Annotated in this window: 12 protein-coding genes; 11 read left to right on the top strand and 1 reads right to left on the bottom strand. The window is 72.3% G+C overall.

Annotated features, from left to right (window positions below; genetic code table 11):
* The first annotated feature begins 42 nt into the window (after positions 1–42).
* The 5 genes from WME85_RS03130 to WME85_RS03110 all read left to right on the top strand — a co-directional run bounded on the left by WME85_RS03130 (position 43) and on the right by WME85_RS03110 (position 5660).
* The gene (locus tag WME85_RS03130; protein ID WP_437835207.1) at positions 43–1620 is read left to right on the top strand and encodes a BamA/TamA family outer membrane protein; all 1578 of its coding nucleotides are present in this window, start codon (positions 43–45) and stop codon (positions 1618–1620) included.
* Positions 1617–2552 carry a hypothetical protein gene (locus WME85_RS03125; RefSeq protein WP_437835206.1) on the top strand — a complete coding sequence of 312 codons (936 nt, stop codon included), beginning with the start codon at positions 1617–1619 and terminating at the stop codon, positions 2550–2552. Before WME85_RS03130 ends, WME85_RS03125 begins: the two co-directional genes overlap by 4 nt.
* An 82-nt stretch (positions 2553–2634) precedes the next feature.
* Positions 2635–3243, top strand: coding sequence for a precorrin-2 dehydrogenase/sirohydrochlorin ferrochelatase family protein (locus tag WME85_RS03120; RefSeq protein WP_437835204.1), 609 nt, complete (start codon positions 2635–2637; stop codon positions 3241–3243).
* Positions 3244–3391: 148 nt separating this feature from the next.
* The gene (locus WME85_RS03115; protein WP_437835202.1) at positions 3392–4699 is read left to right on the top strand and encodes a PEGA domain-containing protein; all 1308 of its coding nucleotides are present in this window, start codon (positions 3392–3394) and stop codon (positions 4697–4699) included.
* 10 nt (positions 4700–4709) lie between these two features.
* Positions 4710–5660, top strand: a complete 951-nt coding sequence (locus WME85_RS03110; protein WP_437835200.1) for a hypothetical protein — start codon at positions 4710–4712, stop codon at positions 5658–5660.
* A gap of 126 nt (positions 5661–5786) precedes the next feature.
* Here the strand turns inward: WME85_RS03110 and hflX are convergent, their stop codons facing one another.
* Complete coding sequence (gene hflX / locus WME85_RS03105; protein ID WP_437835198.1) at positions 5787–7655, bottom strand: GTPase HflX; 1869 nt, start codon at positions 7653–7655, stop codon at positions 5787–5789.
* A gap of 397 nt (positions 7656–8052) precedes the next feature.
* Between hflX and WME85_RS03100 the strand changes: the two genes are divergently transcribed.
* From WME85_RS03100 to thiL, 6 genes are all read left to right on the top strand, one after another.
* Entirely contained in the window at positions 8053–9051 is a 999-nt protein-coding gene (locus WME85_RS03100; RefSeq protein ID WP_437835196.1) for a homoserine kinase, read from the top strand.
* Between the two features lie 121 nt (positions 9052–9172).
* A complete protein-coding gene (locus WME85_RS03095) occupies positions 9173–10066 on the top strand; it encodes a M48 family metallopeptidase (protein WP_437835194.1) in 894 nt (297 codons plus the stop codon).
* 49 nt (positions 10067–10115) lie between these two features.
* Entirely contained in the window at positions 10116–11933 is a 1818-nt protein-coding gene (locus WME85_RS03090; RefSeq protein ID WP_437835192.1) for a dynamin family protein, read from the top strand.
* A gap of 103 nt (positions 11934–12036) precedes the next feature.
* On the top strand, positions 12037–12741 hold the full coding sequence (locus WME85_RS03085; protein ID WP_436624854.1) for a GTP-binding protein: 705 nt from the start codon (positions 12037–12039) through the stop codon (positions 12739–12741).
* Positions 12738–14243, top strand: a complete 1506-nt coding sequence (locus tag WME85_RS03080) for a sensor histidine kinase (protein ID WP_437835190.1) — start codon at positions 12738–12740, stop codon at positions 14241–14243. Before WME85_RS03085 ends, WME85_RS03080 begins: the two co-directional genes overlap by 4 nt.
* Positions 14240–15229, top strand: coding sequence for a thiamine-phosphate kinase (gene thiL, locus WME85_RS03075; protein ID WP_437835188.1), 990 nt, complete (start codon positions 14240–14242; stop codon positions 15227–15229). The genes WME85_RS03080 and thiL overlap by 4 nt, the downstream gene beginning before the upstream one ends.
* Positions 15230–15264 lie beyond the last annotated feature (35 nt).

The following is a 15264-nucleotide window of genomic DNA, read 5'->3' as shown; positions in this document are numbered from 1 at the left end:
CTCCGGAGTTCCTCACGCTCCCCGGCCACCCCTCTGCCCCCCGTGCTCAGCCGCGCGCTCCTCGCGCTCTGTAGCGCGCTGCTCGCGGGGTCGTGGCCGGGGCGCGCGCTCGGGCAGCGCGCGGGCGCCGGCGCCGCGCCCGCGGCGCCTGAGCAGAGGCCTGCCGCGGCCGCGCGCGCCCCCGCGCCAGGGCTGTCCGCGGGCGCGGCGCTCCAGTCCGCGGGCGCGGCGCTCCAGGAGCGGCATCGCGTCCGGTACGTCCTCGATGGCGTCGAGATCCGGGGCAACGTGCGGACCGCCGCGCGCGTGATCCTCCGCTACGTCAGGTTCCGCGCGGGGGACGTGCTCGACGTCGAGGATCCGGAGATCGAGCTCACCCGCTACCGCCTCCTCGGGACGGGCTTCTTCGCCTCGGTCGGCCTGTCGCTCCGCAAGGGCGCCGAGCGCGGCAGCGCGACGCTCGTGCTCGACGTCGTCGAGCGCAACACGTTCGTCGTCCAGGACCTCTGGCTGGGCATCGCGGCCGACGAGGACACGGCCGGCAACGCGAGGCCGCTCTCCGCGTTCACCGGCGTGCAGGTCGCCGAGACCAACCTCGCGGGCACGGGGATCACGCTCGGCGCCGGCGTCGGGCTCGCGGCGGACCAGCTCGCGCTGAGGACCCGCTTCGTCGACCCGGCGTTCGTGGGGACCCGCTGGTCGGCCACCGTGACGCTGCTCTACAACGACGCCCGCGACTTCTTCGGCAACCGGGACGTGTCGTTCGAGTCCCCGCTGCTCGAGCAGCGGGAGGTCACGGGCTACGCCGTCGTCGCCTACAAGCGGTTCGGCGCGACGCTCGGCACAGGCCACGACGTGTCCTCGTCCTCGCAGCTGTCGCTCGACTACCACCTGGAGCAGATCGACGCGACCGTGCCCACGGTCGCCTCGCACATGCGCGGCAACAGCCGCGAGCCCATCGACTTCGACATCCTGGGCGGCAGGACGGTGCTCTCGTCGCTCCACGCCGCGATCGATCACGACACGCGCGACGCGCCCTTCCTGACGACGCAGGGCACGCTCGCCTCCGTCTCGGTCACGGTGGGCGTGCCGCCGTTCGGGAGCGACTACGGCTACCAGAAGTTCGAGTTCGGCGCGCAGCGCTGGTTCCGCCTGCCGCTGCGGCACGTGCTCCGCATCGAGGCGTTCGCCGGCGCGGTCGCGGGGGACGCGCCGTTCTTCGAGAAGTTCTATGTCGGAGATCTCACCGACCTCCTGCCGGACCGGCTGCTCGACCTCGCCCCCGACCGGAGGCAGCCGCCGAACTTCCTCAGCACGGACATCATCGAGGTCCGGTACGGCGACTTCGCCGCGAAGCTCGAGGCGGAGTACCGGATCCCGGTCTATTCCGGACGAGGCTCCATCTACGGCGTCGACCTCTTCGGCGCCGCGGGCCTCTACGGGCTGGCGGCCCGCCGCGAGTTCACCGACCCGCCGACCGGGTACGAGGGGTTCGCCAGGGTGCCGGTGGACATCACGTACAACCTCGGCCTGCGGGTCGACACGTCGGTCGGCGGCGTGACGCTCGCCTTCTCGAACCTGCTCGGGCTGATCCCGGCCCGGCGCGGTGAGCGGAAATGACCTGCGCGGACGCAGGTCGCGGGCCGAGACGCGCGGCGCGCGGCGCGCGGCGCGCGGTCGACGTCTGGCGCGACGTCTGGCGCGACGTCTGGCGCGACGTCTGGCGCGACGTCCGGCGCGTCGGCCGGCGCGTCGGCCGGGCGGGGCGGGCGCTCGCGGCGCTCCGCTGCGGCGCCGCGCGCTGGCTCGGGGTGGCGCTACTCGCGGCGCTGTGCCTCGACGCGCGCCGGTCGGCGGCCCAGGAGGGGCCCGGCGCCGCGGGGGGCCGATCTGCGCCGAAGGAGCTCGCGGACCCCGACGCGCAGCAGGCGCTCGGCGCGCCGACCGCGCTGCCCATGCGGGCGGCGAGCCTCACGCTCGACAAGACGATCGTGCAGCTCACGGTGAGCTTCCGCGACGTGGTCGACGGCGAGATCTCGAAGAAGCTGCTCAGCGGGCTCCCCACCGTCATCACGATGCGCGGCTACCTCTTCCACGAGAGCGGTGGCACGCCCGTCGCGCTCGCCGCCAAGAGCTGCCGCGTCGTTTACGATCTGTGGGACGAGGTGTTCCGGATCCAGCTCATCCAGGCGGGAGGTCAGTCGAGCACGGTCGCGGTCAACGTCGAGGGCGTTCTCCGCAACTGCGCCGAGGCCCGCAAGCTGCCGCTCGTGGAGCGCTCCCTCGTCCGCGACGGCAGCCGCTATTTCGTCGCCGTGCTGGTCGAGGTGAACCCCATGAGCGCCGAGATGCTCGATCGCATCAAGCGGTGGGTCACCCGCCCGCCCGGCTCCACCGCGATCGGGCCGGGCGACTCGCTGTTCGGCTCCTTCGTCGGCCTGTTCGTGACGCGCATCGGGAACGCCGACAGGAGGCTCGCCTTTCGCACGCAGCCCTTTTTCCCCCCGGCCCCGCCGCCGAGCCCGCCGCCCCAGAGCGCGCCGGGCCGCTGAGCCGCGCGGCGCGGACGTCGAGCTCGCCCGGTCATCGCCTCCCCCACGGGCGGCGCGCGGGTCTACAATGTCGATTCCCCTCATGCGCCTCTTCCCCATCGCCCTCGACCTCACCGGCCGGCGGGCCCTCGTCATCGGCGGCGACGGCGAGGCGCCGTACACCGTGGAGCGGCTCCTCTCGGCGGGCGCCCGCGTCTCCGTCATCGCGCCGGGGCAGGTCGACGGGTCGATCGAGCGCGCCAGCCGGGAGGGCCTGCTCGAGCTGCACCGGCGCGCGTTCGTCGACGACGACCTCGCCGGCGCGGCCATCGTGTTCCTCGCGCCGGGCGACGACGCGCTCTCGCGGCGCCTCCACCGCGAGCTCGCCGACGCCGGGCGCCTCGTCTGCACGCTGGATCGTCCGGAGGTGTCCAATTTCGTCAATCCTTCAGTCGTCGCGGCCTCCGGACTGACCATGAGCTTCAGCAGCCATGGCGTCAGCCCAGGCACGATACGGCGCATCCGGGAGGACCTCGGCGCGCTGTTCTCGGACCCTCGGTTCGCGCGCTACATCGAGGCCCTGAGGCGGCTCCGCGAGAGCATGCCGCGGGGCGCCGAGCGGGCGGCGCGCATGCGCCAGGCGACCTTGGGCTTCGGCGTGGAGGCGAGGCTCCGCTTCCCTGCATGGCTGGAGCGCGGCGACGAGCCTTGATGTCCAGGGACGCCGCAGGCGAGGCGGGGGCGCCGCGTTCGTCGGGGCGCGCGCGCGCCCCAACGAACGCGAAAACCCTTGTGTAAAGCGTCCTTCAAGGCTTAAGTGGGCGCCCACGCGACACTATCCGCGGAGGAGGGCTTACGGTATGCGTTCACGATCGGGCCGGCTGACGATGTTGACCTCGGCGGCGATGGTCTCTGGGCTCCTGACGCTGACGAACGTCAGCCCGGCATCTGCGCAGACGGGGCCGGCGGCGCCTCCGGCGGGCAAGCCGGCCGCGCAGGCGCCCGCCGGGGCCGCGCCGACGATGGCGCCTGCCAAGCCCGCTGCGCCCGCGGCGCAGGCGGCCCCCACCACGCCGGCGCCGACCGCGACGGGCACGACGCCGCCCGCCGCCGGCGCGACGCCGCCCGCCGCCGGTGCGACGCCGCCCGCCGCCGGCACCCCCGCGACGGCGACCCCCGGAAAGACCGGCGAGCCTGCGGCCAAGGTGACCACCACCAAGCCGAAGAAGCCGCTGACCGACAAGCAGAAGAAGGACGAGGCCAAGAAGCTCTACAAGGAGGCCGAGGCCAGGTTCGAGAAGGGCGAGTACGCCACCGCGGCCGACCTGTATCGCCAGGCGGACGAGTACGTTCCCGGCGCCGCGCCGAAGTACAAGCTCGCGCTCTCGCTCGACAAGCAGGGGCTCGCCACCGAGGCGGTCGCCGCCTGGCAGGCGTTCCTCGACTCGAAGCCGGACGCCGAGAAGTTCAAGGACAAGATCACCGAGGCGCAGGGCCGCGTCGAGGCCCTGAAGAAGACGCCGGCGAAGGTGCGGGTCGCGACCGCGCCGGACGCGCCGCAGGGCCTCAAGATCGCGGTCGACGGCGTGGCCCAGGCGGGCAAGGAGCTCTCGGTCCCGCCCGGCAAGCACACGCTGACCGTCTCTGCCGAGGGGTTCGTCGACTCGAGCCAGGAGATCGAGGTCACCTTCGCCGAGACGCGCGACGTCAGCGTCACGCTGACGCCGAAGCCGCCGGAGCCCGTCGCCGCGGCGCCGGCGCAGCCCGCGACCCCGCCGCCTGCCACGACCCCGCCGCCGGTCCAGACCCCGCCGCCCGCAGCGCCGGTCGAGCCGCGCTCTCCGGTGCCGGCCTACGTCACGCTCGGGCTCGCCGGCGCTGGCGTCGTGGTCGGGACGATCTTCGGCATCCAGGCGCTCAGCGCGAAGAGCGACTTCGACGACAGCCCGACGACCAAGACGGCCGACCGCGTCGATCGCAACGCGCTCATCGCCGACATGTCCTTCGCCGTCGCGCTCACGTTCGGCGTCACCGGGGCGGTTCTGCTCCTCAGCGACGACACGCCGGCCGAGACGAAGGCCGCGGCTTCGAGCGTGAAGAAGAATGCGTTTGTCGCTCCGTTCGTCAGCCCGACCGGCGGCGGCGCCGCTGCGCGGTTTACCTTCTAAGGGGACTACTATGTGGAAGAACCAGCACCTTCTCGCGATGGCGCTCTGCGCCGGCGCGATCGCGACCCTCGGGATGGGCTGTGAGCTCATCGCCACGGTCGATCGTTCGCAAATCCCGGGAGACAACGGCGTCGTCGTCAACGCCTGTGCCGACGGCACGAAGAACGGCGAAGAGACCGACATCGACTGCGGTGGCCCCGACTGCCCGCAGTGTGAGCTCGCCAAGGCGTGCGGGGAGGCGGACGACTGCGCGAGCGGCTTCTGCGCCGACGACGTCTGCTGCAACGCCGCCTGCGACGAGGACTGCGACGCCTGCGCCGCCGATCTCAAGGAATCGGGCGATGAGAGCGGCACGTGCGGCCCCTCGAAGGCCGAGACGGCGTGCGGCGCGACGACGTGCTCCGAGGGCGTCGAGACCGGCCGCGGCACCTGCGACGGGACGAGCACGGAGTGCGAGCCCGGCGAGCCGAAGGAGTGCGAGACGTTCGCCTGCGATTCAGAGGAGAACGCGTGCTTCACCGAGTGCACGGAGGACGCGCACTGCGCCCTGTGCCACGTCTGCGATGCGGAAGAGGGCACCTGCTCGCTGGCTCCGGCCGGCACGCCGGGCCTTGGCTGCGAGGAGAACCAGGCGTGCGACGCCGCGGGCGCGTGCAAGGCCGCGAACGGTCAGGAGTGCACGGACGGCGAGGAGTGCGGAAGCGGCAGCTGCGTCGACGGCGTCTGCTGCAACACCGGGTGCGACGCGGCCTGCCAGGCCTGCAACATCGAGGGCTCGCTGGGCGAGTGCTCCAACGTCGCCGCCGGGGGCGAGGATGGGGCGGACTGCAGCGGCGTCAACGTGTGCGACGGCGAGGGAGCCTGCAAGCTGGCCCCCTCCGAGACGTGCGCGGAGGACGAGGAGTGCGCTAGCGGCAACTGCCTCAGCATCTTCGTCTGCGCCGAGTTCCCGGAGCCCTGAGCCTCGACGGAGCTTCCGCCGGGCTCCACCTCGAGCCCGGCGGAGCTCACCTCTCCTCGACGCGAGTCAACGCGAGCCAGACCCGACGCGAGCCTGGCCGGGCTCCACACCGAGCCCGGTCGATGCTCACGCCTCGAACGTCCCTCGCACGGGCGAGCTGACGCCCTCGGCGCCGGCGCCCGAGGGCGGGCCGATCACCGTCATCGACCCGGCCTCGCCGTCGAACAGCCCGCCGTCGTCCAGCGCGCCGTCGGCCGCCTCCGCCTCGTACGCGGGCACCGTCGCGGCCTCCTCCCAGCGGCTCTTGAGCCGGTCGGCGAGCTTGGCGAGCAGCTCCCGCGTCGTCTCCCTGTCCGTCGCGGAGAGGAGCACCGCGTCGGGGTGACCGAGGAGCAGCCGCCGCCCCTCCTCCGGCGCGATGAGGTCCGCCTTGTTGAACACGAGGACGCGGGGGATGCCGATGAGATCGAGCTCGGTCAGCAGCGCCTCGGTCGTCTCGATGTGCTGATCGCGCGCGGGATCGCTCGCGTCCACGACGTGGAGCAGGAGGTCGGCGTCGGCCGCTTCCTCGAACGTCGCCCGGAAGGCGGCGAACAGGTCCTTCGGGAGCTCCCGGATGAAGCCGACGGTATCGGTGATCACGACCTCGCGCTCCTCGGGGAAGCGCAGCCGCCTCGAGCGGGTGTCGAGCGTCGCGAACAGCTTGTTCTCGGCCAGCACGTCGGCGCCGGTCAGCGTGTTCAGCAGCGTGCTCTTGCCGGCGTTCGTGTAGCCCACGATCGAGACCACCGGCACGCCGAGCCGGGCGCGGCGGCGGCGGCGCTGCTCGCGCTGCCGGGAGAGCCGCTTGAGCTGCCCCTCCAGGAAGGTGACGCGCTCCTTCGCGCGGCGGCGCCCGATCTCGAGCTTCGTCTCGCCAGGACCGCGCCCGCCGATGCCACCGGTGAGGCGAGACAGGGAGTCGTCCTTCTGCCCGAGGCGAGGGAGGGTGTACTTGAGCTGCGCCAGCTCGACCTGGAGCTTGCCGTCGGACGACTCCGCCCGCTGGGCGAAGATGTCGAGGATGAGCTGCGTCCGGTCGAGCACCTTGAGATCCGTGTGCTTCGCGATCGCCGACGCCTGCGAGGGGGTCAGGTCCCGGTCGAAGACCAGCGTCTCGGCGTCGAGCTCCGAGGCGCGCAGCACCACCTCGTCCAGCTTGCCCTTGCCGAGCACGAGCCGCGGGTCGATGCGGTCGCGCAGCTGGAGGACCGTGTCCGCGACGTCGACCCCCGCGGTCCCGGCGAGCTCGGTCAGCTCGCGCAGGCTCTCCTCGGCCCGCGCGAGCGCGCCCATCTTGGACTTCTCGGCGACGTGGACGAGGATCGCCCGGCCGTCCTTGGCCGCGACCGAGCGCGTGCGCGAGCGCTTCGTGAACTCGTCCTCGAGCGCCTGGATGAGCGCGCCGAAGTCGACGTCGACGCGACCGACCGCGACAGGGCCCACCGTCCGGTACGGCAGCTCCACCTGGCGGCGGCCGTCGCCTTCCTCCGCGGCGCCGTCGACGGTGACCGTGACCTCGTCCTTTCCGTGGACCGGCACGTTGTACGCGTACTGGATCGTGCGCGGCTCGCCCTGCGGGGTGAGCTGCACGGCCGCGACGAGATCGAGCCGGAGGCGGACGAGGTCGACGAGGTCGTCTCGCGTGAGCGGCTCGTTGAAGAGGTGCGTGTGGACGAGCCGGAGCGCCCTGAAGCGCCCCTGCGCGGCGCGGAGGCGCCCGATGTCAGGCAGCATCAGCCGGGTCGCGTCGCCGACGACGACGTAGTCGATCTCGCCTGAGCGGTGGACGAGCGCGCCGACCTGGCGCCCTGTCTCGTGCGACGCCTCGGCGAGCGCCTTGATGAGCTCGGGCGTGGCGATGCTGGCGAGCGGGACCTTGCGTCGGTAGATGCGCTCGAGGGTCTTGGTGGCTAGGGGGCTGAGTCCGGTGGTGTTTCCGTAGAGGGTGGGCATTCGATAGTTGAAGGGGGTGTTGCTCCCGCTCCTTCATTCATAACGCACGCGGGTCCGGTCCGCGAGCAGGGGCGCTGCAGATCCTGGCCCGGCGCCCGCGTTTTCTCGCCGCTCCTTCTCGCCTTCCCCGACCGTCTGTCCCGTTCCCCTCCGCGTCCCCTTCCGCGCGCGCTTTCGCGCGCCTCCATTCCCCACCGTCTGCCCCGTTCCCCTCCGCGTCCCCTTCCGCGCGCGCTTTCGCGCGCCTCCATTCCACGCGCGCTTTCGCGCACCTCCGTTCCACGCGCGCTCTCGCGCGCCTCTGTTCCACGCGCGCCTTCGCGCGCGGTGCGCGGCTCCCGCTGCGCCACGAACTTCCTGTGGAGGCGCCGCGCGAATCGAGGCTACCCTGCGCGCGATGGCCATCTTGACCCCGCTCTCGCTCGCGGATGCCCGCCGCATCGGCGCGCTCTACGGCCTGGAGATCGCCGACGTGCGCGGCCTCCTCGCCGGGAGCGTGAACTCCAACTTCGCGCTGACGCTCGCCGATGGCCGCGGGCAGGTGTTCCTGCGCGTGTACGAGGAGCAGCAGCTCGGCGCTGCCTCGCGCGAGGCGCGCATGCTGGAGCACCTCGCGGCCGGGGGCGTCGCCACGCCGCAGCCGCTCCGCCGCCAGGACGGAGCGCCCGGGGCGGAGGGCGCCTCGTTCATTGCAGAGCACGCCGGGAAGCCCGTCGCGCTGTTCCCCTGGGTCGCGGGCGAGTCGCTCTGCCAGGCGCGCGTCACGCCCGACGCGACCCGCCGCGTCGGCTCGGCCCTGGCGCGGGTGCACCTCGTCGGCGCCTCGTTTGAGGGGGCGAGCGTGAGCCGGTTCGACCTCGACGGCCTCGACCAGCGGCTCCGCGGCGTCCGCGCGCAGGGCTCGGCCCTCCCGCCCGAGGTGGCTGCGGCCGTGGACGAGCTCACCGGACGGCTCGAGCGGATCCGCGCCGCGAGGCCGCGGACGCCGGGGCCCGAGACGCTCATCCACGGCGATCTCTTCCGCGACAACGTGCTCTGGCAGGGCGGCGAGATCTCGGCGCTGCTCGATTTCGAGAGCGCCTCGCGCGGCAGCGCCGCGTTCGACCTCGCTGTCACGATGCTGGCGTGGTGCTTCGGCGACGACCTCGACCCCGATCTCGCCGCCGCGCTCGCCGCCGGCTACGTCTCGGTGCGGCCGCTTTCAACCGAGGAGCGCGATCGTCTGTTCCACGAGAGCGCAGCCGCCGCGCTGCGGTTCTCGATCACGCGGATCACCGACTTCGAGCTCCGCCCCAGGGGCAGCGGCGTCTACAAGGACTTCCGGCGCTTCCTCGCGCGGCAGCGGACGCTCGAGCGCCTCGGCCCGGAGGGGCTCCTCGCCCTCCTTCGCGTCTGAGCGCGTCAGGTCGCGTCAGGCTCAGTGAAGGGCGGAGGTCGCCCCGTGATTTTGCGTTAAGTTCGCGGCGCCGGGCGCGGGTGGCGTTGCGCGGCCGCTGCCCGACCGTTACCTTCGCCGGATGGCACAGGTCGGATCGCTCGATTTCAAGGGCTTCATCGAGAGACGGAAAGGGCAGCGCGCAGGCGGCGGCGACGGCGCTGGCAACGCGTATGCCTACGTGTCCGATAAGAACACACGGCTCGCCTTCGAGAAGATGCGTCCGGTCGAGCTCGCCGTGACCGCCGCGGTCAGGCTGTTCAAGACGGTCGGCAAGAACGAGCTCCTCGGCCACGCCGTCAAGGTCGGCCCCACGCAGTTCCCGCGCGTCCACAACCTCGCGGTCCACTGCGCCGAGACGCTCGGGATCGCGACCCCGACGCTCTACATCGTCAACAGCCCCACCCTCAACGCCGCCACCTACGGCACGAACGACGACTCGTTCATCATGGTGCACTCCGCGCTCGTCGACCATTTCACCGACGACGAGCTGCTCAGCGTCATCGGCCACGAGTGCGGCCACATCCACAACAGCCACGTGGTCTACCTGACCGCGATGCACTACCTGACGCGCATGGCGTCGGTGTTCGTGAAGTGGATCGTCGGCCCGGCGATGCTCGCGCTCTCCGGCTGGTCGCGCCGCGCCGAGGTCACCTGCGACCGCGCCGGGCTGCTCTGCGCGAAGAGCCTCGACGTCTCGACGCGCGCGCTCACCAAGCTCGCGCTCGGCTCGACCAAGCTCTACGAGGAGCTGAACCTCGAGGCGTTCATCGCCCAGCACGACGAGGGCAAGGGCGGGATCGGCAGGTTCGCCGAGTTCACGGCCAGCCACCCGTGGCTGCCGAAGCGCGTCCTGGCGCTCCGGGCCTTCGCCGAGAGCGAGCTCTACAAGCGTCACGCCGGGCTCGGCGCGAGCGGCATCTCCATGGAGGAGGTCGACGAGAAGGTGCACGAAGTCATCAAGATCTGGGGCTGAGGGGCCGCCTCCTCACCAGCCCCCCGACCAAGGCCGAGGTCCAACGCACATGCTCGAATCCTTCCACAGCCGCAAAGACGACGTGACCGGGACTCTCCGGGATCTCGTGGAGTTCGCCGAGTCCCTCGGCGCCAGGAGCGTCGCCACGCGCGTCACGAACGATCTCGTGAAGAAGCTCGACGCCGACCGGTTCCACCTCGTCGTGGTCGGCGAGTTCAACCACGGCAAGACGACCTTCGTGAACGCCCTGCTCGGCGCCTCGATCCTCCCCGTGGGCGTGACGCCCACGACGGCGGTGATCCACCACCTCGAGTACGCGGCCGAGCCGCGCGCCGAGGTGGTCTACGCGTCGGGCGAGCGCACCGGCCTGCCGTTCGAGGACGTGCGGGCGTTCATCGTCGGCGGCGAGCGCTCGTCGAGCGCGGGCGACGTCAAGTTCCTCGAGGTCGGTTACCCGGCGGAGCTCCTGCGCGAGCGCGTGGTCCTCGTCGACACCCCCGGGGTGAACGACCTCTCGCTCCAGCGGGCGGACATCACGTACAGCTACATCCCGCGGTCGGACGCCGTGCTGTTCCTCATCGACGCCGGCCAGCCGCTGAAGGAGAGCGAGCGGGTCTTCCTCCAGGACAAGCTGCTCGGGCAGTCGCGCGACAAGATCCTGTTCGTCGTGACGAAGCGCGACATCTGGAGCCAGGACGAGGAGGTCGAGGCGCTCGCCTACATCCGGAGCGAGCTCGGCAAGCTCGTGAAGTCGCCGGTGGTCTTCCCGATCTCGAGCGAGCGGGCGCTGGAGGGCGATCGGCCCGGCAGCGGGATGCCGGAGCTGCTCGACCACCTGACCCGGTTCCTCGCCGAGGAGCGCGGGCGCATCCTGCTCGACAACGCGCTCGGCGAGGGCCTCGAGGCCGCGCGCCTGCTCGGCAAGGGCGTCGACGCGCGGCGGCGGGCGACCGCGATGTCGCGCGAGGAGCTCAGCCGTCGCATCGAGATGATCGAGAAGGACCTCGCCGGCCAGTCGCGCACCATCGAGGAGCGGCGCGCCGGCATCCGCGAGGAGGTGAGCGCCATCCGGGCGTGGGTGCGCCGCGACCTGGAGCGCTTCGTCGACGACGTGCTCCGCCAGCTGCCGACGATCATCGACGAGGCCAACACCGACGAGATCAAGGTCTACCTCGGGGCGTTCCTGGAGCGCACCTTCGCCGAGTGGGCGCAGGCCGAGACGAAGGAGATCGCGACGGCGCTCGAGGCGCTCGCCGAGAAGACGATCGCGCTCGTCCGGGAGGACGCGCACGACGTGGCGAAGCGGGTCAGCGAGGCGCTCGGGGGCGACGTGAAGCCGCCGAACGTCGAGGTCGACACGTTCGGCTACGATGTCGGTGTCTTCGCGCTCTTCACGATCGGCCTCGGCGTGATGTTCACGAACGCCCTGCTCGGCGGCATCCTCGCGCTCGCCGCCCCTGTCCTGGCCGTCTACGTGAAGGAGAAGGTCGAGGCCGAGACCCGCAAGAAGGCGAAGGAGATGGCGCCGGTCGCGCTGCGCGAGGCGGCGGTCCGGATCGGGCCGAAGCTCGACGAGATGATCCAGGAGTTCGCGAGCCGGCTCGACGCGTGGGTGGTCACGGCCGGCCAGGAGCTGCACCGCGAGGTCATCGAGGTGCTCAAGGCGGCCCGCGAGGAGCGGGCGCGCGTCGAGCCGAGCAGCGAGACCCAGCTCCAGGCGTGCGACGCGCAGGCCGAGGCGCTCCAGGCGCTGACCGCGCGCCTGGAGGGGCTCCGGAGCGCGCTCTGGACTGTCGAGAACGGCGAGATCAAGCCGATCCCCCCTCCCCTGTCCAGCGTCCCCAACTCGCCCGGCGGCTCGGCCTGAGCGGGGCGCACGCCTCCTGACAGGGGAGGAGACGGCGCCCGGCTTCCTCGTCCGGGCGCCGTGACCATATCCAATCGTCCGTCGCTCATGCGAGAATGCGGCTGTGCAGCTCGACTTCGCAGCCCGTGAAGTGACGATCAAGCTCGTCTATTACGGCCCGGCGCTCAGCGGCAAGACGACGAACCTCGTCTCGCTGCACGGCCTCGCCGGGTCGGACGCTCGCGGACGGCTGATGACCCTCGAGACGCAGGACGATCGCACGCTGTTCTTCGATCTCCTGCCGCTCACCTTCCGCGCGAAGGACGGCGACGTCTCGCTCCGCATCAAGCTGTTCACCGTGCCCGGACAGCCGATGCACGCGGCCACGCGGCGGCTCGTGCTCCAGGGGGCGGACGGCGTCGCGCTGATCGCCGACTCGCAGACCTCCGAGACGCAGCGCAACGCCGAGGCGTTCTTCGACCTCCGCCAGAACCTGCGGGAGAACGGCCTCGATCTCGCGAGGATGCCGCTCGTCATCCAGTTCAACAAGCGCGACCTCCCCGACATCCGGAGCGACGAGGAGCTGGCGCGGCTCGCGGCGCGCGGCAAGGAGCCGGTGTACCGGGCGATCGCGACCCGCGGCGTCGGCACGGTGGAGACGTTCATGGGCCTGCTCCACCTCACGTGGGAGACGCTCGATCAGACGCACCAGCTCTCGAAGCGGCTGTCGATCAGCGGCGAGGAGCTCCTGAACAGCGCGGTGCGCCAGCTCGGGGTGACGAGCTCGGTGAACGACCTCCTCGCGAGGCGAATGGGCGGCATTCCATGAGGCCCGACGCCCACAAGGGGACGCCGGTCGACTTCGGCCTCGACGACGAGGATCTCCTCAGCGTGCCGAGCTCCGCGCCGATGCCGTCGGCCCGCGTCGCGGACGCGCCTGCCTCCTCGAAGCGCGACGGGCCTCCGCCGAGCACCCCGGAGCCCTCGACGCTGCCGCCCCCCGCGGCCGCGCCGGTGGTCGATCTGGTCGGCATCGGCCCGCTCTCGCTGGAGGATCTCGTCGATCGCCAGGCCCTCGGGGAGATGGCGGCCTCGTTCCACAAGCTGTTCGGGCTGCCGATCCGGATCCAGTCGACCGGCGGCGCGACGCTCGCGGAGTCGGGCGCCGAGCTCGCGGAGGCGCCCTTCACGGGCGCGCTCTACCAGGTGTTCCCGATCGAGTACGACGGCCGCACGATCGGCCGCTCGGTCCTCGGTCCGTACCTGCCGGAGGACGCCGCGGCCGCTCCTCTGGCGCAGGCCGAGGCGGCGGCGCAGGTCGACGTCGACCCTTGCCGCGCGACGGAGGGGCCGGCGTGGGTGGCGAGGCTCCGGCCGGAGCGGCTCGGCCAGATCGCGGACCACCTCCGCTCCGTGCTCGATCTCATCCTGTTCAGCGGCCACAAGTCGCTCCTCACCTCGACGATGCACGTCGCGTCGATCCGCGAGAGCTTCCGCGAGCTCTCGCAGAAGAACGCCGAGCTGCAGCAGGCGTACGAGCGGCTGAAGGAGCTCGATCGGCTCAAGTCGAACTTCCTGGCCACGGTGTCGCACGAGCTCCGCACGCCGCTCACGTCGATCATGGGGTACAGCGAGATGCTCGCCGAGGGCATCGGCGGGCCCCTGACCGGCGAGCAGCGCGAGTTCATCGAGACGATCCGGTCGAAGAGCGAGCAGCTGCTCGGGCTCATCATGAGCCTGCTGGATCTCTCGAAGCTGGAGAGCGGCACGCTGATCGTGCACCGCAGCGAGGTGGCGGTCGGCCCGGTGCTCCTCGAGGCGGCGTCGACCATCGCGCCGGCGGCCGCGAAGAAGGGGGTCGAGCTGCGGATCCACGCCGAGAGCGATCTCCCGGCGGTGCTCGGGGACGGCGACCGGCTGCGGCAGGTGTTCATCAACCTCGTCGAGAACGCGGTGAAGTTCACCGAGGCGGGCGGCGAGGTGTTGCTCGCCGCGCGCGCCGTGAGCGACGACACGGACGACCTCCCCGGGCTGGTGCTCGTCGCGCCGCTCCAGCAGGCGGTCGAGATCCGCGTCGTGGACACGGGCGTCGGCATCCCGGTCGGCGAGCGCTTGAAGGTGTTCGACCCGTTCTACCAGATCGATCAGAGCTCGACCCGGGAGCACGGCGGCACCGGCCTCGGCCTCTCGATCGTCAAGCGCCTCGTCGAGGCGCACGGCGGCACCGTCCGCATCGAGCCGAACGAGCCGCGCGGCACCGTGTTCGTGGTCAAGCTGCCCACGGTCGCGGGCTCGCCGGCGAACAGCGTCGCGCCGCCCATCTTCCAATGACCGCGCGCTCCGAGTGGACGCGCATCGAGATGCTGCGCGCCGCGCTCGGCGGCGCGGCGGGCGCTCATGTGCTCTGCGGCATCGGCGACGACGCCGCGATCATCGCGCCCGCGTCTCCGCCGGGCGGGGCCGCGGAGCCGCTCGTCTGGACGATCGACAGCGCGGTCGAGGGCGTGCATTTCCGGCGCGATCTGCTGACCTTCGAGGATCTCGGCTACCGGGCGACGATGGCGGCGGCGAGCGATCTCGCGGCGATGGGCGCCCGCCCGGTCGGCCTGCTCGCGGCGCTGGTGCTGCCTCGGGACGTGAGCGACGACGAGCTCGGCGCCCTCGCCCGGGGCCAGCGCGCCGCGTGCGACGAGATCGGCGCGGCGATCATCGGCGGGAACCTCTCCCGGGGCGGCGAGATCTCGATCACCACGACGGCGCTCGGCGCGGCGGCAGCGCCGCTGCGGCGCGACGGCGCGCGCCCCGGGGACGCGCTGGCGCTGGCGGGCCCGGTCGGCCTCGCCGCGGCGGGGTTCGCGCTGCTCGACCGGGGCATGTCGCCGGCCGGCGCGGCGGCCGAGCGGGCGGTCCACGCGTTTCGTCGGCCGGTGGCGCGCATCGACGCGGGCCTCCGCGCGGCCGCGGTCGGCACCGCGCGCGCGGGCGCGGCGATCGACGTCTCCGACGGCCTCGCCGCGGACCTCGCGCACCTCGCGCGCGCGAGCGGCGTGCGCGTCCTGCTCGATCCTGCGGCGCTCGTGAGCGCTGACCTGCGCGAGGCGGCCGCGTTGCTCGGCGCGGATGCGCTGGAGCTCGCGCTCCACGGCGGCGAGGACTACGCGGTCGCGGTCGCGGGTCCTGACGTCGGGTCGCTCCCCGGCTTCGTGGCGATCGGCCGCTGCGCGCCGCGCGAGGAGGGCGCCAGCGCCGTGGCGCTGCTCGGGCCGGAAGGGCAGCTGACGAGCGTCGAGGCGCGGGGGTACGATCACTTCGCGTGACGGCGCCGGGCGAGCAGCGCGCGACCGCTCCTGGC

It is taken from the genome of Sorangium sp. So ce1153 (assembly GCF_051521595.1).
Taxonomy (GTDB): Bacteria; Myxococcota_A; Polyangia; order Polyangiales; family Polyangiaceae; genus Sorangium.
Note: the sequence above shows the minus strand (reverse complement) of the source record. Positions and strands in the feature narration are given on the sequence as shown.